We start from the raw sequence: 19,840 nt of genomic DNA on the forward strand, positions 1-19,840 counted from the left end.
TTTGATCAGAAAATGGAATCGAGCGTGCAGCCGTTGGAGAAAAATATGCATTCGGCGTTTGGCGCGGAAGTATCAGCGGGTGCGGAAAATCCGGCGTTTCCGGACATGTCTGGCAGTAATGCTTTGTTTGGAGCTTCTAACTGGCGCAGGAATGTTCTGGAACAGGAATCGGCCGGAATTAAACCTGATGCGCCGGGAAGAGTTCTGTGAGGTGGAGCTGATCCCAAAGACTGTCGCGGACAGACAGGATGTTGCCGATGCCGGGAAAACCGGAGAATCCGGCGCTGCCGGTAAGGATGAGGCTGCAAAAAACCAGGATATTTATGGTATCCGGCTGGATTGGAAAGCCCTGGAGGTTCAGTTTTATCACCGGAAGGATGTAATACAGAAGCCATGAGACCGCATCAGGCCTGTTGCCTGTGCACAAAATACAGAATAAAAAAATGTATTGCAATTCAAATGCCCATGTATTATAATTTCTTCTGAAATTAACTTCTTTTATTTATAACACTTATAAATGCACAGAGAGGAATACAAAAGCCGATGGAAGAAAAACGCTTGCTGAATCCAGATGAGCTGCACGAGGAGTGTGGCGTATTCGGAATGTACGATTTTGACGGCAATGATGTGGCATCCGAGATTTATTACGGACTGTTTGCATTGCAGCACCGGGGGCAGGAGAGCTGCGGAATTGCGGTCAGTGACACAGAGGGACCGAAGGGGAAGGTAGATGCGTATAAGGGGATGGGGCTTTGTAATGAGGTGTTCACACCGGACATCTTAGAGGGGTTACACGGAAACATTGGTGTGGGACATGTGCGTTACTCCACTGCCGGAAGCAGTACCCGTGAGAACGCGCAGCCGCTGGTACTGAATTATGTAAAAGGTACCCTGGCGCTGGCCCACAACGGAAACCTGGTCAATGCGCCGGAATTGAGAAGAGAGCTGGAATACAACGGCGCTATTTTCCAGACTACCATTGACTCAGAAGTGATTGCGTACCATATCGCGCGTGAGCGTGTGCGCACATCCTCCGTTGAGGAAGCAGTAGCCAATGCCATGAAAAAGATCAAGGGCGCTTACTCCCTGGTCATCATGAGCCCGCGTAAAATGATCGGTGCCAGAGATCCGTTTGGCTTTAAGCCTCTCTGTATCGGTAAAAAAGAGAATGCCTACATTCTGGTATCCGAGAGCTGCGCTCTGGCTACTATCGATGCGGAGTTTGTTCGTGATGTAGAGCCGGGTGAGATTGTTACCATTACAAAGGATGGCATCAGATCCGATAAGAGTATGTGTCTGCCGGATGCAAAGAAGCAGGCCAGATGTGTGTTCGAATATATTTATTTCGCAAGACCGGACAGTGTGTTTGACGGTGTGAGTGTTTACCATTCCCGCCTTCATGCAGGCCGTTGCCTGGCAATTGATTCCCCAGTGGATGCCGACATCGTGGTTGGTGTGCCGGAATCCGGCAATGCAGCAGCCCTGGGCTATTCTATGGAGTCCGGCATTCCGTACGGAACTGCATTTGTGAAAAACTCTTATGTGGGGCGTACCTTCATCAAGCCGAAGCAGAGCAGCCGTGTGTCTGCGGTAAAAGTTAAACTGAATGTGTTAAAGGAAGCAGTGGCAGGAAAACGCGTCATCATGATCGATGACTCCATTGTCCGTGGTACCACCAGTCATCTCATTGTGAAGATGCTGCGGGATGCCGGGGCAAAGGAGGTTCATGTGAAGGTCAGCGCACCGCCGTTTCTGCATCCGTGTTATTTCGGAACAGATATTCCATCGGAAGATCAGCTGATCGCCAGCGGACGCACCATAGAGGAAATCCGCCAGATCATCGGGGCAGATTCCTTATCTTATTTAAAGATGGAGCGCCTTTCAGAGCTGTCCGAGGGACTTCCGATCTGTACTGCATGTTTTAGCGGAGATTATCCGTTAGACCCGCCGCAGGAAGACATCCGCGGCGAATACACCAAATAAATCATTAATCACGAAATTGGAGGGTTCTCTATGAACGACAGATACCAAAGCCCGTTGTCTGAGCGCTATGCAAGCAGGGAGATGCAGTATATCTTCTCCCCGGACAAGAAATTCAAAACCTGGAGAAAACTGTGGATCGCACTGGCAGAGACCGAGAAGGAGCTTGGACTGCCGATCACCCAGGAGCAGATTGACGAGTTAAAGGAGCATGCTGAGGAGATCAACTATGAAGTAGCAAAGGAGCGCGAGCGTCTGGTGCGCCATGATGTCATGTCCCACGTATATGCCTATGGACAGCAGTGCCCGAAGGCAAAGGGCATCATCCATCTGGGAGCAACCTCCTGCTATGTTGGTGATAACACCGATCTGATCATCATGACCGAAGGCTTGAGACTGGTCCGCAAAAAACTCATCAACGTGATGGCAGAGCTGGCAAAATTTGCTGACAAATACAAAAACCAGCCGACCCTGGCGTTCACTCATTTCCAGCCGGCTCAGCCGACGACAGTCGGCAAACGTGCAACCCTGTGGTTAAACGAGCTCTGTCTGGATCTTGAGGATCTGGATCATGTGCTTTCTAGCATGAAGCTGCTTGGTTCCAAGGGAACTACCGGTACTCAGGCAAGCTTTTTAGAGCTGTTTGAGGGCGACCATGAGAAATGCCGCAAGGCAGACCAGATGATCGCAGAGAAGATGGGCTTTTCTGCATGCTATCCGGTATCCGGACAGACCTACTCCCGCAAGGTAGATACCCGTGTGTTAAATATTCTGGCAGGTATTGCCCAGAGTGCTCACAAGTTCAGCAACGATATCCGTCTGCTGCAGCACTTAAAGGAAGTGGAAGAGCCGTTTGAGAAAAATCAGATCGGTTCCTCCGCCATGGCCTACAAGAGAAACCCAATGCGCAGCGAGCGTATTGCATCTCTTTCCAATTATGTGATGAGTGACGTGATGAACCCGATGATGGTGGCTTCCACTCAGTGGTTTGAGCGTACTCTGGATGACTCCGCAAATAAGCGTCTGAGCATTCCGGAGGGCTTCCTGGCAATCGACGGTATCCTGGATCTGTACTTAAATGTTGTAGATGGCCTGGTTGTATATCCGAAGGTTATCGAGAAGCATTTCATGGCAGAGCTGCCGTTCATGGCAACCGAGAACATCATGATGGATGCGGTAAAGGCCGGCGGTGACCGTCAGGAGCTGCATGAGCGTATCCGCCAGCTTTCCATGGAGGCAGGCAGAAACGTGAAGGAGAAGGGGCTGGACAATAATCTGTTAGAGCTCATTGCCGCAGATCCGGCATTCGGACTTTCTCTGGATGAGCTGAAGGCATGTATGGAGCCGTCCCGCTATGTGGGCCGCGCACCGAAGCAGGTAGACGAGTTCCTGACCGAAGTAGTGAATCCGATCCTGGAATCAAATAAAGAAGATCTCGGCATGACAGCTGAAATAAATGTTTAAGGGCGCTGCACTGATAAATACCAATAAGTTTCATTAATAACAAGAGGTGGGCAGATTAGAAAATCTGTCTGCCTTTTTGTGTTTGCGTATTGATTTTAGTGCAGGAATCTTATATACTGTTAATGTTTGCAGAGCAGAAGGCTCTGCCTGAATTTGAAGATAGCAGGTAACTGGAAAAGTAAGGAACAGTTACGGCAGCAGTTATAACGAAGGAGACTGATTATGTCAAAGGTAGATGTAGTTATTGGATGTTTTTATGGCGACGAAGGTAAGGGTAAAGTGATCGATTATCTTGCAGCGAATGCAGATATCGCTGTCCGCGCAACCGGCGGTGATAACGCAGGTCATACGATCGAGGCTAACGGAGTAAAATATGCAATGCGTCTGATTCCGTCCGGAATCCTGTCCGGTCATACCATTGGCGTAATCGGCAACGGAGTTGTTATGAATCCGCAGGTGCTGTTGGGAGAAATTGAAAACTTAAAGGCACACGGCTATGATATTGACAACCATTTAAAAATCAGTGATAAGACCCATGTGATCCTGCCGTACCATCCGATGCTGGACCGCGCATTAGAGAAAGCAAGAAAGGCATCCAAGATCGGCACCACCTGCAGAGGTATCGGACCTACCTACTGTGATAAGTACGAGCGTGCTGGCTTAAGAGTCGAGGATCTGTATGCAGATAATTTCAAGAGCCATCTCGAGGAGCTGGTCGAGTCCAGAAAAGCACTCTTAAAGTTCTACGATCCGGAAGACACCACCATCGACGAAAAACTGAACTTTGAGGATGTATACAAGACCTACTGTGAGTACGCAGAGCAGTTAAAGCCGTATGTGTGCGATACCGTAACCTATCTGCACAAGGCACTGGAGGAGGATAAGAGAGTCATTGTAGAAGGTGCTCAGGCAACCCTGCTTGATATCGACTTTGGTTCCTACCCGTATGTAACCTCTTCTAACCCGACCATCGGCGGAATCATCACCGGTACCGGTTTAAGCGCATCTGATATCGGTAATGTATACGGTATTATTAAAGCTTATTCCAGCCGTGTCGGCGAGGGCCCGTTCGTAACCGAGCTGTTAGATGAGACCGGCGACCGCATCCGTGATCTTGGTCATGAGTACGGTACTGTAAGCGGCAGACCGAGACGCTGCGGCTGGCTGGATCTCGTAACCTTGAAATACGCAAAGCGTCTGAATGGCCTGACCGGAATTTCCGTAAACCACTTAGACACCATCGGCAAATTTGACAAGATCAAAGTCTGCGTAGCATACGATTGCAACGGCGTGCAGACCGAGGACTTCTCAACCAACTTAAAGTTCCTGCAGAGCTGCAAGCCGGTATACAAAGAGTTCGACGGAAACTTCGGTGACCTGTCCGGCTGCAAGACCTTCGAGGATCTCCCGGAGAACGCAAAGGCATATATCAACTTCATCGAAGAGTATACCAAGACCCCGGTTAAGTTTATCGGAACCGGTGCCGGCCGTGAGGCAATGATCGTAAGACTGTAAATTGCAATTATAGGACGGAACGAATAAAAGTTCGGAAGAGAAAGAGACCGCTTTCCGGGATTTTCACATATCGTTGTTTGCTTGCTCTCACAACACGCGTTCGCCTGCATCGGACTACATCCGCTGCATTCGTACACGTGTGTTCAAGATGCAAACACCTGATATGCTGAAAATCCCGGAAAGCGGTCTCATTCACTTCCTGCTGTATTGGCTCCGCTACAAAAAAGTAACTGCAGCCCATATTAACTCTTCCACAAAAATAAAACACAGCCAGAACGCTACTATCAGATAAAAGCCAGATTTACAGGCTTTCGTCAGCAACGTTCTGGCTATGTTTATTATTGTAGAATAGCCAGTACAGCAGAAGTTTCGGGGCGGTCATGCAGAACAAGTAGACACATTGGAATTTTCTTTGTGCGCGAGCATAGCGCCAGACCGGAGACCCTTGTCTGAGTGTGCAAAGCGCACGAGTTTGGGTCGCAGGTCTGGCAATAGGCGGCGGAGCGCACGAAGTACAAAATTCCACTCAGTGTCTGCGGTTCTGTATGACCGCCCCGGAACTTCGAACCTTATTTGGTTTTATGAAGCAATTTTTATATCTGAACGGAATTGTTTTGTGTACCGAGTGCTTCTGCTAGCTGTTTTCGCGCGCTTTCCGGTGATTCCTGCAGGGCTGCGGCAAATTCCTCGCAGAGCAGGCGCCCGACTTTGCTCAGGAAATCCTTGTCTGTGGTACCAAGTCTTTTTCCGGAACGGATCAGGCGAAGTTCTTTTTCGTGAATTTCTTTTAACAGCTGCAGGTGATGTTCTATCTTGGAGGAAGAGAGCAGTTCCTGATAATGCGCAATGATAAGTGCTGTTTTGGTGGAATGACAGGGGCGGGCTTTCATCTGGTTCAGTTTTTTCAGATATTCGCCTGCTTCCTGGGCGGAAAGGGAATGACGCAGCGCGTCTTCTTTATCAGTCGGCACATAGATATGTTCATCGCCGGATCTGAAAACCGGGCGCAGCGTGTAATAAATTTTTTCACTATCGGGTAAAAATGCGACCTTTCCAATAGATTCAATGGTGTAGACACCTTTATTGCGGTAAATGACAGATTGTCCGGTCTGGTAGTTCATGTGTGATCGGCCTCCTTTAAATGGAAAAACAGTTTTTAGCAACTATTCATATTTTAGCATAAAAATTAACAAAATTTCAAAGGTAGAATTGTATGAAATTCACAAAGCATGTTGTGGGCAAAATGACGGTGGAGCTTGCTATTTCCAGGAGGCAATGATAAAATTAAAATATATGTATTGGTTTATATGAGAACTAAGGGTTTGTTCCAAATGAAGAGATCCGGGAAAATCTGATTTTAGTATTGAAAAGTGCAAAAACTCAATGCAGTTCGAAATATGATTGAAAAATAGCAGGAGAATCATGAAACTGAAAAATATACTGATAGTTGTGGAAGACATCGAAAAATCAAAGAAGTTTTATCACGACCTCTTCCATTTGGATGTGATCCTGGATCAGGATGGGAATGTGATTTTGACAGAAGGGCTGGTATTGCAGCAGAAGGTTATATGGAAACGATTTCTCGGTAAAGAGATTATAGAGAAGAGTAATTCCTGTGAGCTTTATTTTGAGGAACCGGATCTGGAAGGTTTTGTGGAAAAGTTAGATCGGTTGTATCCGTCTGTTCAGTATGTGAACCGCCTTATGACGCACAGCTGGGGGCAGAAAGTGGTCAGATTTTACGATCTGGATGGGAATCTGATCGAGGTGGGAACACCGATGTAGGTGGGAAGAAGTCATGTGGAACTGGCTTATATGAAAGGTAGACTACGGAGTATGGGTTGCTTATTTATATTCCGTAGTCTATTTTTTCTTGATAGGAAATCGCGTCCTATCATATAAAACGCTCCGCGAGGAAGCGCCAAGGCACATTCTTTTTTGTATTATAGCTGTTGTGATATTTTTTTAATCTCAATCCGATACTCCTTGCTTGCCTCGCCTTCCAACTTCTGAAGAAAATGCCGGTTCAAAAAGTTATCGTCTTCATCGGAGCGGATGGCCGATCCATTCCAGGGTTCTACACATAAGAACGGTGCTTTGGTGGCGGCTGCGGTCCAGAAGGCAACGGTGGCAAAATCCGGGTAGGAGACTTCCACGCCGTATCCGGTGGCTGGATTTTTCAGTGTCACTTTTTTGGAACGCAGATCCGTAAAGAAAATGGCATCATTCGCGAAAAGTTCGTGGGTCAGCGGGATGACGGCTGCGTGATCCAGGATCGGGGTACAGGAGTTCATGTTGAATTCCATGCGGTTTAAGTCATAGGAGTGATATCCGGCGGTTTCTTCCTGTTCAAATTCCAGAACGTAATCTTCGAATCGTTCCCCGGACTGCAGAGGACAGTTGAAGCCGGGATGGGCACCAAGCTGGTAGTACATGGGCTTAGTATCTGGATTGGTTACGGTGTAGTGAAGCTGAAGGCCGTCTCCGGTCAGCGTATAAGTCAGTTTTAGCTGAAATGCAAACGGATAGCTGGCCCGGGTTTCCGGGGAGTCGGTGAGGGTGAAGGAAGCCTCCTGCTCGGACAAAACAGATACAGTAAAGTCTGCGTTCCGGCAGAAGCCGTGTTTGGGAATGGTGTAGATCTTGCCATTTAGCGTATATTTGCCGTCACGGCAGTTTCCCACGGTTGGAAACAGGAGCGGAGAGCAGCTTTTCCAGTGCGCCGGATCCCGCTGCCAGATATATTCTGTGCCGGATCCGCTTTTCAGAGAAATAAGTTGTGCCCCGATGGAATCAATCAGGGCTGTCATTGTGTGGCTTTTTAAGGTTACGATCATAGTAAGTTTCCCCCTGTATCATGATAATTCGTGACTGTTCAGTACCTTCACAGTCACGAGCAAAAATCCATGAAAAATTGCCTGCGGTAATGGGATTTTTGCCTACCCGCCTATGTTTTCTTACGGTCAGCGCAGTAAATGCGCAGACCTACTGAACAGTTACGATAGTTCTATTATAGCGGATCACGGAAAAAAGAAAAGGATAACCGCTAACTTGCTATTTCCTATGTGCAATGATAGAATCGATATATTCGCAGGAGCAAAAATCAGAGAATAGAAGCTGAAATAAGCCGGGGAAAATACAGATTCAGACTCCAGGGTGTGATTAGAGAAAGGGAGGAGACAGCGGATGATAATTCAGAAAATTGTGATAGCCGGGGCAGGAACCATGGGGTCTTCCATGGCACAGATTTATGCAGAGTATTTTGACGATGTGGTTTTGTACAACCACAGGCAGGAGACGCTGGAGCTGGCGAAGGAGCGGATCGAAAGCAATGTGGCAACACTTGTGGAAACAGGCAATCTGACGAAAGAAAAGGCAGGCAGTCTGCTTGGTGCATTGTCTTATACCACTTCTATGGAATGCTTCAAAACCTGTGATTTTGTGGCAGAGAATCTCTCTGAAAACCTGGAGATTAAGGATGATTTTTATAAAAAACTCTCTGAAGTAATCAGTAATACTGCGGTGATCACCACAAATACCTCGGGAATGTCCATCAATCTTCTTTCCCGGTCGGTGAAGTGGCCGGAGCGTTTTATCGGGATGCACTGGTTTAATCCACCACATCTGGTGCCACTCATTGAAATCATCAAAGGAGAAAAGACAAGAGAAGATGTAGCGCAGACGGTTTATGATTTAAGTCTGAAAATCGGGAAAAAGCCAGTTCTGGTAAACCGGGATATTCCGGGATTTGCCGCAAACAGGCTTCAGTTCGCAATACTCCGGGAGGCGCTGGATCTGGTAGCGCAGGGGGTCGTGAGCGCGGAAGGTATTGATGATGTCATGAAATATGGACTTGGATTCCGCTACGCCTGTCTTGGACCGTTGGAAGTAGCAGATTTTGGTGGTCTGGACACCTTCACCCACATCAGCAGCTATCTGATGAAAGACTTGTGCGATTCCAAAGAAGTGCCGGAGTTGATGCAGGCACATTTTGATGCAGGCGAGTACGGTGTCAAGAGTGAAAAGGGCTTTTACGATTACAGCGACGGACGGGCAAAAGAAGCAACAAAGGAGAGGGATGAGAAGTTTTTGAAGGTGTATCAGGCTTTATATGGAAGCAAATAGAAACACAATTTAAAAGGCAAACCATGTGACAATTCTGTCAATACCTTGACTAATTTTTGTATATTCAGTAAAATGATGCTATATGCAAGATGAAACTGCGGAACTTTCCGCACAAAAAGGCAGACTATGAAGCGGCAGAAAGGTGTGGACAGACGTATGAAATTAAATCGTACAACCCAGAGGACCATAGAGATTCTGGAGCTGATCTCCCAGAAACCGGAGGGAGTATCACTTGATGAGCTTTGTGACCGCCTGGAGCTTCCAAAGACCAGTGCCTATGATATTGTTACCACACTGGAGGCACTTGGCATGGTCCAGATCAACTGGGGGCAGAAGAAGCGGTATACCATCGGGCTCACGGCATATCGCATCGGCATTAATTACACCAACAACTTAAATATCATGAATATCATGGAGCCGGAGCTGAAGAAGTTTGCCCATGAGATCGGGAAGACTGTATTTTTCGGAGTGAGATCCGATATTGAGGTGGTTTATATCTGCAAGTTTGAACCGGAAAATCCCATTATCACGACTGCCACGGTGGGAAGCCGAATTCCCATGTACTGCACATCACTTGGAAAGGCTATTCTGGCCTACAGTGAGCCGGAGATTCTGCAGCCGCTTTTGAAACGTATGACGTTTGTGAAGCGGACGGAGCACACGATCACGGATCCGGACCGGCTTATGCAGGAACTTGAACAGGTGCGGGAGCAGGGCTTTGCGCTGGATGCCCGTGAGATGGAGGAGCATGCAGAATGCGTGGGAGCACCGGTATTTGGGGCAGATGGAGGACTGGTGGGAGCAGTCAGTGTTTCAACGTTGTACCGGGATGTCGTCAACTATGAAGAATTGGGGCAGGTTGTATTAAATAAAGCAAGGCAGCTTTCGGAAATGCTGGGGTATATCCGGTAACAAAATCGTTCAGGAGAAGGAGAAGAGTGACATGCGAAAAGAACAGGTTTTATCCAGAATGAGAGAAGAATGTCTCATTGCAGTGATTCGCGCGAAAAACCCGGAACAGGGAGAGAAAATTGTTGAGGCGGTCATTGCGGGGGGCATTCATTTTATTGAAATCACCATGACTATGGATGAGGGAAATCCGGTAGAATTTATCTCTGCCATGGCAGAAAAATACCGGAACGATGACCGTATTGTGATCGGTGCGGGAACGGTGCTGGATCCAGAGACCGCAAGACAGGTTATTTTGGCCGGAGCGAACTATGTGGTGAGCCCGGGACTGAATCTGGACACCATTAAACTTTGCAACCGTTACCGGATACCGATGCTGCCGGGTGTTATGACCCCGACGGAAGCCATTGCTGCGCTGGAAGCAGGCTGCGATGTGATCAAACTCTTTCCGGGCAATATCCTGGGACCGGCGGCTATCAGCACGTTTAAAGGGCCGCTTCCGCAGGGAGAATTTATGCCGTCCGGCGGTGTGGATGTAGATAACGTGGACAAGTGGATCAAGGCCGGAGCCTATGCCGTTGGAACCGGAAGCAGCCTGACAAAGGGAGCGAAGTCTGGAGATTATGCGGCAGTGACAGCCAAAGCGAAGGAGTTTACAGCAGCGGTGAAGATAGCCCGCAGCAAATAAAGCAGGTATTTTGGAGTATTGACGGAAGATGGAGGATAACAATATGGCAAAAATTGTGACCATGGGGGAGATTATGCTCAGATTATCGACCCCGGGCAATGAAAAATTTATACAGGCAGATGAATTTGATATCAATTACGGCGGCAGCGAGGCCAATGTAGCAGTATCGCTGGCCAATTATGGATACAACACGGAATTTGTGTCCGCAATTCCGGACAATCCGATCGGTGACTGCGCGGTCGCAGCTCTTCGCAAATACAATGTAGGAACAACATTTATTTCCCGCAGCGGTGACCGCCTCGGCATCTATTATCTGGAGCCTGGATCATCTGTGCGTCCGTCCAATATCGTGTACGACCGTGCCGGATCTTCCATTGCCTGTGCGCAGGCAGAGCTGTTTGATTTTGATGCGATCTTTGCGGATGCGGACTGGTTTCATTTTACCGGCATCACGCCGGCACTGTCAGACAGCGCGGCCAGGCTGACGGAAGAGGCATTAAAGGCAGCGAAAGCACATGGCCTTACCGTGTCTGTGGATTTAAATTTCCGCAAAAAGCTCTGGTCTCAGGAAAAGGCCCGCGAGATCATGACCAACCTTATGCAGTATGTAGATGTCTGCATCGGCAATGAGGAGGACGCAGAGAAGGTGCTTGGATTTAAGCCGGAGGGCAGTGATATCATGTCCGGCAACCTGGAACTGTCCGGCTACATGAATATTTTCGGACAGATGGCGGACCGTTTTGGATTCCGCTATATTGCAAGTTCTCTGCGTGAGAGCCACAGCGCATCCAATAATGGCTGGTCTGCCTGCATCATGGATGGAAAGACAAAGGAATTTTATCATTCCAGAAAATACACCATCGCGCCGATCGTGGACCGTGTGGGTGGCGGTGATGCCTTTACCTCCGGACTCATCTGCAGTCTGCTGGATGGAAGGGATATGAAGGCGGCTCTGGAATTTGGAACTGCGGCTGCAGCCCTGAAGCACACCATTCCGGGTGATTTTAATCTGGTGACCCGGTCTGAGGTGGAAAAGCTGGCCGGTGGAGACAGCTCCGGCAGAGTACAGCGGTAATCTTAAAAATGCCATTCGCTGCGTGTCAGACACGTGCGGATGGCATTTTTGCGTTATGGATTGGTGCGGATTACTGCGGGCCGATGTATTGATCACTGCCAAAGCCAAGGATCAGCTTGAAGATCGGATTTAAAAAGAACAGTCCGATGGTAAAGCCTGTGCCGTGGCCGAAAGCCCTGGCCAGCTTGTTCAGAGCGACAATGTTGATGATGGTGACAGCCAGTAAAATGGCAGAGCCGAGAACAGAGAAAATCCCATCAAAAGACTTCAGCATACCGCCGATCACGGTTCCGAATAATACAAACCAGTAAATGTTAGCGTTCCAGGTAAATTTGTACTGGGTATACGTGTTATAACATGGTATGATGGCTTTCCATCCCGGCTCACCGGCCTTTTCGAAGATCTGCCAGTATGCAACAACCTGAAGGATATACCATCCAATGACGAGGATGAGAATGCTTCCAAGACTTGCGAGGAGTAAACCTGTATAAGCCATATGAGATACCGTCCTTTCTCTTTAGTATACGGTCAGTATAAGTTACAGCAGAAAAATAGTCAACAATAGAAAGATTTTTTCTGAATAATTACGGATTATTACGGTTTTCTTACTTCACTTGACCCTGGAACTGTTCCAGGGTGTAGAGTCAGTATTGTCAGAAACAACGACGAGTGAAAGGAGAAATGAAGATGAAAAAACATACAAAAACAATGCTGATCCCTTGTGCAGCAGCAGCGCTGACGCTTGGAAGTTCCATGATGGCTTTTGCAGCCACCGGCTGGTTACAGGAGGATGAAATCTGGCACTATTATGACCGGAACGGAGATGAGGTAACTTCAGCCTGGAAAAAATCCGGCAATGACTGGTTCTGGCTGGACGAGGACGGAGAGATGGCAGTTAGCCAGTTGGTGGAGGACAATGACAATTACTATTATGTCAATGAGCGTGGTGCCATGGTGCGGAACCAGTGGAGAGAACTGGAAAACAATGATCCGCAGGATGATGACGATTCTGATACCGTATGGTATTATTTCGGTGCTGACGGAAAAGCTTACAAAGCGAAGGATTCCGGAAGAGTGAATTTTAAGACCATTGTCCGTGCAGACGGTGCAACGAAAAAGTATGCGTTTGATGAGGAAGGAAAGATGCTCTACGGCTGGATCGATGAACAGGGTGAGCGTCAGACCGGCGATGACGCATGGCAGACCGGCGTGTATTATCTGGGAGGACCGGACGATGGTGCCATGAGAAGCCATCAGTGGGAACGTCTGGACGCGGTGGATGATGATCAGACGAACGATGAGTTCCAGGATTGGTACTGGTTCTATTTCAATGCCAACGGCAAGAAAGCGGCAGATACGAAAAAGACCATCAACGGACGCAAGTATTACTTTGAGGAATACGGAAATGCACGCTTCAGCTGGTATGCAACCTCCAGCAATGCTTCTGTTGCAACTCCGAGCTTCTACAGTCCGATCCAGGACAGCTGGATGTCTGTTGGCTGGTTCAAGACTGTGCCGGGCGAGGAGACGGATCCGGAAGGATACTCTGACGGTGACGAGCGCTGGTATTATGCGGAGAAGGATGGAGATGTAGTAAAGAGCCGTATTAAGAAGATCAATGGTTATTACTATGCATTTGATGAATACGGCAAGATGCTGGAAGGTCTTTACAAGCTGGAAGTATCGGATAAGGATATTCTGTCCTACACAGAAATCGAGAGCGAGAATGATCTGCCTGAGGATGGCGATATCGAGGAGGTTTATTACTTTGGAGGAAACTCCAAGGCAGGCGCTATGAAGACCGGAACGACGACTCTTGATATTGATGGTGAGCGTTACACCTACAACTTCCGCAAGAGCGGTGATGAGCGCGGACAGGGCTATCATGGCATTGAGGATGGCGTGATCTATGAGAAGGGCAAACGCCTGGAAGCTGATAAGGATGAGAAGCTGAAGAAAGTGGAGTGGGATGGTGAGACATACCTGGTCAACACTTCCGGTAAGATCCAGAAAAATAAGAAGAATGCGAAAGATGCCGATGATCGTTATTACTGCACTGACAGCAAGGGCATTGTTACCTACGAAGGAATGGAGAAGAAAAGCGAAAAATAACTGAGAATATTGCAGCAACCATCACATAATGAAAGAAAACTCTCTGCATAATAGAAAGGACGAGCCGCAAATCGGCACGTCCTTTTTAATGACTGGATAAAGGAAGAAATAACTGCAGATAATAGCACTGCTTCTGATCGCGGATCCCCTGCAGGACAAAGGTTGAAAACAGCTGTGGGCAGACCGGCAGGTGGTTTTGTCTGGCATAGGTCATCAAAAACTGCACAGTCGAAAGTGATGGAACACGCTCCTGGGAAGCACAGAAGGTTGACAGATAGCGGGTTTTGGAATCTGTGATCGGAATATCTGCTGTGATTGGATAATCGGTATATTCTGCCATATCCTCATGCAGAAGCAGCTGGGAATTCTGATAGTCCAGGGTCAGGGACGCAGATTTCGTTTCTGCATGGATCTGGTATTCATCAAACAGGTACAAGTTATCCAGGCCTGCATGTTCCCTGGTATACTGAAACCATTGCTCAATTCCATCATGAAAGTCCACTGCCGGATCAATGATGTAGGAAGGCGGCATGGTACATTGCATGATCTTTCCGGTATACTTCTGAATATTTTCACAGTCCTTCTGGCTCATCCTCAGGCGTGCAATGGTACGTTTATGATTTCGAATGGCTTCTTCCTCTTCATTCAGGCGCTGCCGGATGATGTCGCTCAGTCGTTTCGGGGAATCCACGGAGCCGTGCTCGTCCCACAGTGTGGCAATGTCATCCAGTCCGATATCCATTTTTCGCTGATAAAGGATGCTGATGAATCTGGAAATATCAGCTTCTGTATAGTAGCGGTAGCCGTTGGCGGCTTTTCTTGCGGTGAGCAGACCTCGTTTTTCGTAGTGGCGGAGTGTATCCCGGCTTATGCCCATAAGATTTGCCACATCTCCGATGAGATATTTGCTTTTATTCATGCTTGATTACCTCTGTGGAACATGGTAACAGGAGATTTGCAGAAAATCAACGAATGTAATGAAAATGTAATAATGAGTAAATATATCTCAAAAAATGAGCTCCGGACAGCAAAATTTTCTCAATAGAATATTATTGAGAATTTCTTTCAAGTGATCTGATTGACTTATTGGTTAGCATATGCTAACATAGATGCATCGGGTTAGCAATGGGTAACCTGAAGGGATTCCACAGGAGGGACGGCGTATGTCAGCAGAGACCATGCTTCATTTTCTTAACAATTGTACACCGGAAGAAAAATTTGGTTTCCGTGTTGTGACACAGTGCGCACCGGTATTAAAAGGGGTGAAGATTTCCAACCTGATCACCATGAAACCGGGCGGATGGCGCAAGATTCGGGCATATTTAAAGAAGAGCAGAATTATCTGCATTCCGCTTTATGCAGATGCTGAAAAGGAAGTGTTATTCCTTTACCGCTATGAGCAGCTGGAACGGCATTTGAAAAACCGGGAAGTGCGCGAATTTTTACGCGGCTGTGGCTATGAGAGTTTTGAAGTGGCATCGGTTCTGGTGCGTCTGAGAAGAAGATACCGGCTTTATGCCGGAATTTCAAAAGAGTTTCCTCATGAGCTGGGTGTTCTGCTCGGATATCCGGTGGGTGATGTACAGGGATTTATTGACAACCGTGGGGAAAACAGCCTGACTTCCCGTTACTGGAAAGTATACCAGAATCCCAAAGAAGCAGAGAGAATTTTTGATCTTTATGATCGGGTAAAGGAGCAGGCCTTAAAAGAAATTATGTGCGGACGGACATTGTCCCATGTGGCAGTATCGTGAGGCAGAAATAACCCGGAAATAGAAAGGAGAACACGAACATGAAAGAAGTAAACGTAATTTACTGGAGCAGCACCGGAAACACACAGGCTATGGCTGAGGCTGTAGGCGCAGGTGTAGAAGAGGCAGGCGGAAAAGCAAATGTGATGGAGGTATCCACAGCAGATGTTTCTATGTTAAAGGATGCAGAGAGCTTTGCACTGGGCGCTTCCGCTATGGGCGATGAGGAGCTGGATGCAGAGATGGATGATTTCGTAACTGCAGTGGAGGGAATCTGCGCAGGTAAGACCGTTGGCCTCTTTGGTTCCTATGACTGGGGCGATGGCGAGTGGATGCGCAAATGGGCAGACCGCATGACCGAGGCAGGCGCAACCGTAGTAAACGGTGAGGGTGTGATCGCAAACCTGACTCCGGATGATGATGCAGTAGCAGCATGCAAGGCATTGGGTGCAGCTCTGGCAAAATAAAAATATTGAGACGGAACCACTAAAAGGTCCGAAGTTCCGGAAACCGCGTACAGAAACGCAGAAACGGTGGAATTTTGCGCTTTGTTCACTGCGCCGCCTATTGTCAGACCCGCGACCCAAACTCGCACGCGCTGCGTGCTCAAACAAGGGTCTCCGATCTGACGCTATGCTCGCTCACAAAGCAAATTCCAATGTTTCTGCTTATTCTGTACGCGGTTTCCGGAACTTCTACCTTATTGGCTCCGTTACGATAATTAAAACCGTGCAACCGTAAGGATACTGACCAAGGCAGCAGTTACGTGCCGGCAGAGCCTCTTTGGATTGCTTGATTAGCCCATACCTGGAGAAAACGGACACGTCAAGGTCGCGTGAGCGCTTGTTATAACCTTGATGTGTCCGTTTTTTCAGGTATCCTATGGCAAGCAATCGTAAGAGGTTTAAACCAATATCTTGTGCTTGCGTGGTTTTTTATCTCTAGCGGAGCGAATGAAGTACAAAATTCCACCGCATCTGCGGTTCTGTAGGCCCTCCCCGGAACTTCGGACCCTTTCGTGCTATTCCCTTAAATTGTTATTTTCATAGAATAAAAAAGTTAATCCATTTGAAAGACATATTTTCTGCATAGAAGGTGACGAGTACAGGGGAGCCGGAATTTTTCCTGGACGGTTTCGGCAAAGGACGAGGCAGTAGATTGATAAAATCTGTAAAGAATGAATCTTTTCATAATAAAAAAGATGTGATATACTAAAACTAACTATGCAACCAAATGGACAGCTTCAGTCAGATGCATGATGACTGAAGCTGTTTGAATGTTACTTGCAATGTCATAGCAACAGAAAGAAATGAACATGAGAATAAGCAGATTAAACACAGGGTTTGCGGCGGCATTTCTTGGCATATCCCTGCTTCTCGGCGGCTGCGCGCAGACGGAGGAAAGCCAGGGGGCTTTTGATGCCTCTCCGGAAGCAGCCGGAAAGCTGAAGGTGGCAGTGACCCTGTTCCCCTATTATGATTTTGTGCGGCAGATTGCCGGAGACCAGGTGGACCTGCAGATGGTCATCCCCGCCGGCATGGACAGCCATTCCTTTGAGCCGACCCCGGCTGACATCCGCACCATTCAGCATGCCGATATCCTTATCAGCAATGGCGGCACCATGGAGCACTGGCTGGATGAGACTCTGGCAGCCCTGGATACCACCAACATGACCATTGTCACCATGATGGATTATGTGGATACGGTGGAAGAGGAAATCGTGGAAGGCATGGAGGATGCAGATCATGACCATGATCACGCCCATGTCCATGCGGCAGATGATCACGATCACAGTAATGAAAGGCCAGAGGAGCACGCGGCCTATGCGCACGAAGCGGATGATTATGACCACAGCGGAGAGACACCGGAGGAGCACGCAGCCCATGCGCATGAAGCGGATGACCACGATTACGTGGATCATGACGGTCATGAGGAAGAGATCGAGTACGACGAGCATATCTGGACTTCCCCTGTCAATGCCATGAAACTCGTGGATGTGATCGGTGACACACTGGCCGAGGCAGATCCGGCCCATGCGGACACATATCATCAGGGGGCAGAAAATTATAAAAAAGAACTGGAAGAGATTGACGCAGGCTTTCGCGAGGTTTCCGCAAACCGTAAGCGGAACATGATTGTCATGGGGGATAAATTCCCGTTCCGCTATCTGGCAGATGAGTATCAGCTGGACTACCGGGCAGCCTTTTCCGGCTGCAGCTCTGATACAGAGCCAAGCGCGAAGACCATTGCCTATCTGATCGATAAAGTGAAGGAAGAGCAGATCCCGGCGGTTTATTACCTGGAGCTGAGCAGCCACCGGGTTGCCGAGATTATCGGAGAGGAGACTGGGGCAGAGCCTCTGCTCTTACATTCCTGTCACAATGTAACCCGGGCGCAGTTTGACGCAGGTATTACCTATGCGGGACTGATGCGCCAGAATATTGAGAATTTACGAAAAGGAATCGACTGATGAATCCGATTATCAAATGCGAACACACTGATTTTGGATACGAAAACCACGATGCAGTCATAGATCTGAACCTGGAAATATATCCGGGAGATTACCTCTGCGTGGTGGGAGAGAATGGTTCAGGAAAAAGTACCCTGATCAAAGGAATGCTCGGCCTGTTAAAGCCGACTGGGGGAAGTCTCAGCGTGGCAGATGAATTAAAGCGCGGCGGCATCGGCTATCTTCCCCAGCAGACTGCAGCCCAGAAGGATTTTCCGGCTACGGTACAGGAGGTTGTGCTGTCCGGAACCCTGAGCCGCCGTGGAAACCGTCCGTTTTATTCCCGGGCAGAACGGAAGCTGGCAGCCCACAATCTGGAACGACTGGGGATTGAGCATCTGAAGCAGAAATGCTACCGGGAACTCTCCGGCGGACAGCAGCAGCGCGTTCTGATCGCGCGGGCACTCTGCGCCACCGAACAGCTTCTGATCCTGGATGAACCGATCACCGGACTGGATCCATCCGCGATCCAGGATTTTTACCATTTAATTAAGAAGCTTAACAAAGAAGACGGGATCACCATCATCATGGTATCCCACGATATCGGCAATGTGATCAGCCAGGCCAACAAGATCCTGCATCTGCACCGCAGGGTTGTATTCTGCGGAACCGCAGAAGCATACAGACAGAGCGTGGCCGGAAAAGAATTTCTGGGAGGTGACGAGGTATGAGTATGATCTCTGAAATGCTTTCCTATCCCTTTGTGGTACGCGCCCTGGTGGGAGGCATCCTGGTGTCTTTATGCTGTGCCCTTCTGGGGGTAAGCCTGGTACTAAAGCGCTATTCCATGATCGGAGACGGACTCTCCCATGTATCTTTTGGTGCACTCTCTATTGCTGTTGCGGCCGGCTGGTCGCCGCTGAAGGTTTCCATCCCGCTGGTGGTGCTGGCAGCGTTTTTCCTGCTCCGTATTACCGAGCATGGAAAAGTCAAAAGTGATGCGGCTATTGCCATGATCTCAGCAAGCTCCCTGGCTGTCGGAATTATCGTTACATCTCTGACAACCGGTATGACCACGGATGTCAGCAGCTATATGTTCGGAAGTATCCTGGCTATGAGCCGGGAGGACGTGATCTTAAGTGCTGTGCTGTCCATCATTGTACTGTGTTTGTTTGTGTTCTGTTACAACAAGCTGTTTGCGGTTACCTTTGATGAGAATTTCGCAAAGGCTACCGGTGTGAATGTAGAGCTTTACAACGTGCTGATTGCCGTGCTGACGGCAGTCACTATTGTTCTCGGCATGCGGATGATGGGAGCCATGCTGATCTCCAGCCTCATTATCTTCCCGGCGCTGACCTCCATGCGGATATTTAAAAGCTTCCGCGGTGTGGTGATCTGCTCCGGTGTGCTGGCGGTTGTGTGCTTCCTGTTCGGCATTGTCTTCTCTTACGGGTGTTCCACCCCGGCCGGAGCCAGCGTGGTGCTGGTAAATCTGGCTGCATTTATCGTGTTCAGCGTGGTACAGAGCGTGCTGATGCGGGTGACAAAAAAGTAAAAATAATACAAACAAAACAGGACCGAAAAATCCAGAGCGGATTTTTCGGTCCTGTTTTGTTTGTATTATGAATAAATTTTTCTCAATAAGAGAATATGCAGTTAGCAATACCTAACAAAATTTCAAAAATTGCGAGAAAGTTATTGACGGCTAACTTGGGTTAGCCTATACTAATCTCAAGTTAGCGGGCACTAATTGTTTGTCACTGTGCGCTGAC

19 protein-coding genes are annotated in these 19,840 nt (G+C 48.3%); 15 read left to right on the forward strand and 4 right to left on the reverse strand.

Annotated elements, in window-relative coordinates; all coding sequences use genetic code 11:
- Positions 1–127 precede the first annotated feature (127 nt).
- The 4 genes from DW819_RS05820 (at position 128) to DW819_RS05835 (ending at position 4,959) form a co-directional block, all read left to right on the forward strand.
- Positions 128–397 carry a hypothetical protein gene (locus tag DW819_RS05820; protein ID WP_147353160.1) on the forward strand — a complete coding sequence of 90 codons (270 nt, stop codon included), beginning with the start codon at positions 128–130 and terminating at the stop codon, positions 395–397.
- 146 nt (positions 398–543) lie between these two features.
- The gene (gene purF, locus DW819_RS05825; protein ID WP_118732473.1) at positions 544–1,983 is read left to right on the forward strand and encodes an amidophosphoribosyltransferase; all 1,440 of its coding nucleotides are present in this window, start codon (positions 544–546) and stop codon (positions 1,981–1,983) included.
- Positions 1,984–2,013: 30 nt separating this feature from the next.
- Positions 2,014–3,444 carry an adenylosuccinate lyase gene (gene purB / locus DW819_RS05830; protein ID WP_118732474.1) on the forward strand — a complete coding sequence of 477 codons (1,431 nt, stop codon included), beginning with the start codon at positions 2,014–2,016 and terminating at the stop codon, positions 3,442–3,444.
- A gap of 222 nt (positions 3,445–3,666) precedes the next feature.
- Complete coding sequence (locus DW819_RS05835) at positions 3,667–4,959, forward strand: adenylosuccinate synthase (protein ID WP_118732475.1); 1,293 nt, start codon at positions 3,667–3,669, stop codon at positions 4,957–4,959.
- 593 nt (positions 4,960–5,552) lie between these two features.
- Here the strand turns inward: DW819_RS05835 and DW819_RS05840 are convergent.
- Positions 5,553–6,080: a CarD family transcriptional regulator gene (locus tag DW819_RS05840; RefSeq protein WP_118732476.1), complete on the reverse strand. Its 528-nt coding sequence runs from the start codon at positions 6,078–6,080 to the stop codon at positions 5,553–5,555.
- 301 nt (positions 6,081–6,381) lie between these two features.
- Here DW819_RS05840 and DW819_RS05845 point away from each other — a divergent pair, with 301 nt between their 5' ends.
- On the forward strand, positions 6,382–6,744 hold the full coding sequence (locus DW819_RS05845; protein WP_118732477.1) for a VOC family protein: 363 nt from the start codon (positions 6,382–6,384) through the stop codon (positions 6,742–6,744).
- 158 nt (positions 6,745–6,902) lie between these two features.
- Here the strand turns inward: DW819_RS05845 and DW819_RS05850 are convergent, their stop codons facing one another.
- Complete coding sequence (locus DW819_RS05850; RefSeq protein WP_118732478.1) at positions 6,903–7,796, reverse strand: aldose 1-epimerase family protein; 894 nt, start codon at positions 7,794–7,796, stop codon at positions 6,903–6,905.
- 349 nt (positions 7,797–8,145) lie between these two features.
- On the opposite strand from DW819_RS05850, the gene DW819_RS05855 reads away from it, so the two are divergent.
- The 4 genes from DW819_RS05855 to DW819_RS05870 all read left to right on the forward strand — a co-directional run bounded on the left by DW819_RS05855 (position 8,146) and on the right by DW819_RS05870 (position 11,756).
- The gene (locus DW819_RS05855) at positions 8,146–9,084 is read left to right on the forward strand and encodes a 3-hydroxyacyl-CoA dehydrogenase family protein (protein ID WP_118732479.1); all 939 of its coding nucleotides are present in this window, start codon (positions 8,146–8,148) and stop codon (positions 9,082–9,084) included.
- 126 nt (positions 9,085–9,210) lie between these two features.
- Entirely contained in the window at positions 9,211–9,996 is a 786-nt protein-coding gene (locus tag DW819_RS05860; RefSeq protein ID WP_347560171.1) for an IclR family transcriptional regulator, read from the forward strand.
- 31 nt (positions 9,997–10,027) lie between these two features.
- A complete protein-coding gene (locus tag DW819_RS05865; protein ID WP_118732480.1) occupies positions 10,028–10,681 on the forward strand; it encodes a bifunctional 2-keto-4-hydroxyglutarate aldolase/2-keto-3-deoxy-6-phosphogluconate aldolase in 654 nt (217 codons plus the stop codon).
- 43 nt (positions 10,682–10,724) lie between these two features.
- On the forward strand, positions 10,725–11,756 hold the full coding sequence (locus tag DW819_RS05870) for a sugar kinase (RefSeq protein ID WP_118732481.1): 1,032 nt from the start codon (positions 10,725–10,727) through the stop codon (positions 11,754–11,756).
- 70 nt (positions 11,757–11,826) lie between these two features.
- On the opposite strand, the gene DW819_RS05875 is transcribed toward DW819_RS05870, so the two are convergent.
- A complete protein-coding gene (locus tag DW819_RS05875) occupies positions 11,827–12,252 on the reverse strand; it encodes a DUF5684 domain-containing protein (RefSeq protein ID WP_118732482.1) in 426 nt (141 codons plus the stop codon).
- Between the two features lie 191 nt (positions 12,253–12,443).
- On the opposite strand from DW819_RS05875, the gene DW819_RS05880 reads away from it, so the two are divergent.
- Positions 12,444–13,868, forward strand: a complete 1,425-nt coding sequence (locus DW819_RS05880; protein ID WP_118732483.1) for a cell wall-binding protein — start codon at positions 12,444–12,446, stop codon at positions 13,866–13,868.
- Between the two features lie 85 nt (positions 13,869–13,953).
- Here the strand turns inward: DW819_RS05880 and DW819_RS05885 are convergent, their stop codons facing one another.
- The gene (locus DW819_RS05885; RefSeq protein WP_118732484.1) at positions 13,954–14,787 is read right to left on the reverse strand and encodes a MerR family transcriptional regulator; all 834 of its coding nucleotides are present in this window, start codon (positions 14,785–14,787) and stop codon (positions 13,954–13,956) included.
- Between the two features lie 244 nt (positions 14,788–15,031).
- Here DW819_RS05885 and DW819_RS05890 point away from each other — a divergent pair, with 244 nt between their 5' ends.
- From DW819_RS05890 to DW819_RS05910, 5 genes are all read left to right on the forward strand, one after another.
- Complete coding sequence (locus DW819_RS05890; RefSeq protein WP_118732485.1) at positions 15,032–15,622, forward strand: DUF3793 family protein; 591 nt, start codon at positions 15,032–15,034, stop codon at positions 15,620–15,622.
- Between the two features lie 38 nt (positions 15,623–15,660).
- Entirely contained in the window at positions 15,661–16,086 is a 426-nt protein-coding gene (locus DW819_RS05895; protein WP_118732486.1) for a flavodoxin, read from the forward strand.
- Positions 16,087–16,934: 848 nt separating this feature from the next.
- Positions 16,935–18,089: a metal ABC transporter substrate-binding protein gene (locus tag DW819_RS05900; protein WP_182432575.1), complete on the forward strand. Its 1,155-nt coding sequence runs from the start codon at positions 16,935–16,937 to the stop codon at positions 18,087–18,089.
- Positions 18,089–18,799: a metal ABC transporter ATP-binding protein gene (locus tag DW819_RS05905; RefSeq protein ID WP_118534221.1), complete on the forward strand. Its 711-nt coding sequence runs from the start codon at positions 18,089–18,091 to the stop codon at positions 18,797–18,799. Before DW819_RS05900 ends, DW819_RS05905 begins: the two co-directional genes overlap by 1 nt.
- Complete coding sequence (locus DW819_RS05910; RefSeq protein ID WP_118732488.1) at positions 18,796–19,623, forward strand: metal ABC transporter permease; 828 nt, start codon at positions 18,796–18,798, stop codon at positions 19,621–19,623. The genes DW819_RS05905 and DW819_RS05910 overlap by 4 nt, the downstream gene beginning before the upstream one ends.
- The last annotated feature ends 217 nt before the right edge of the window (positions 19,624–19,840 follow it).

This window comes from Clostridium sp. AM33-3 (genome assembly GCF_003480315.1).
Taxonomy (GTDB): Bacteria; Bacillota; Clostridia; order Lachnospirales; family Lachnospiraceae; genus Brotaphodocola.

Bases quoted from the DNA above. Each gene is read 5' to 3' on its own strand.
- purF (WP_118732473.1), top strand. From the start codon at position 544: ATGGAAGAAAAACGCTTGCTGAATCCAGATGAGCTGCACGAGGAGTGT.
- purB (WP_118732474.1), top strand. From the start codon at position 2,014: ATGAACGACAGATACCAAAGCCCGTTGTCTGAGCGCTATGCAAGCAGG.
- DW819_RS05835 (WP_118732475.1), top strand. From the start codon at position 3,667: ATGTCAAAGGTAGATGTAGTTATTGGATGTTTTTATGGCGACGAAGGT.
- DW819_RS05840 (WP_118732476.1), bottom strand. From the start codon at position 6,080: ATGAACTACCAGACCGGACAATCTGTCATTTACCGCAATAAAGGTGTC.
- DW819_RS05845 (WP_118732477.1), top strand. From the start codon at position 6,382: ATGAAACTGAAAAATATACTGATAGTTGTGGAAGACATCGAAAAATCA.
- DW819_RS05850 (WP_118732478.1), bottom strand. From the start codon at position 7,796: ATGATCGTAACCTTAAAAAGCCACACAATGACAGCCCTGATTGATTCC.
- DW819_RS05855 (WP_118732479.1), top strand. From the start codon at position 8,146: ATGATAATTCAGAAAATTGTGATAGCCGGGGCAGGAACCATGGGGTCT.
- DW819_RS05860 (WP_347560171.1), top strand. From the start codon at position 9,211: ATGAAGCGGCAGAAAGGTGTGGACAGACGTATGAAATTAAATCGTACA.
- DW819_RS05865 (WP_118732480.1), top strand. From the start codon at position 10,028: ATGCGAAAAGAACAGGTTTTATCCAGAATGAGAGAAGAATGTCTCATT.
- DW819_RS05870 (WP_118732481.1), top strand. From the start codon at position 10,725: ATGGCAAAAATTGTGACCATGGGGGAGATTATGCTCAGATTATCGACC.
- DW819_RS05875 (WP_118732482.1), bottom strand. From the start codon at position 12,252: ATGGCTTATACAGGTTTACTCCTCGCAAGTCTTGGAAGCATTCTCATC.
- DW819_RS05880 (WP_118732483.1), top strand. From the start codon at position 12,444: ATGAAAAAACATACAAAAACAATGCTGATCCCTTGTGCAGCAGCAGCG.
- DW819_RS05885 (WP_118732484.1), bottom strand. From the start codon at position 14,787: ATGAATAAAAGCAAATATCTCATCGGAGATGTGGCAAATCTTATGGGC.
- DW819_RS05890 (WP_118732485.1), top strand. From the start codon at position 15,032: ATGTCAGCAGAGACCATGCTTCATTTTCTTAACAATTGTACACCGGAA.
- DW819_RS05895 (WP_118732486.1), top strand. From the start codon at position 15,661: ATGAAAGAAGTAAACGTAATTTACTGGAGCAGCACCGGAAACACACAG.
- DW819_RS05900 (WP_182432575.1), top strand. From the start codon at position 16,935: ATGAGAATAAGCAGATTAAACACAGGGTTTGCGGCGGCATTTCTTGGC.
- DW819_RS05905 (WP_118534221.1), top strand. From the start codon at position 18,089: ATGAATCCGATTATCAAATGCGAACACACTGATTTTGGATACGAAAAC.
- DW819_RS05910 (WP_118732488.1), top strand. From the start codon at position 18,796: ATGAGTATGATCTCTGAAATGCTTTCCTATCCCTTTGTGGTACGCGCC.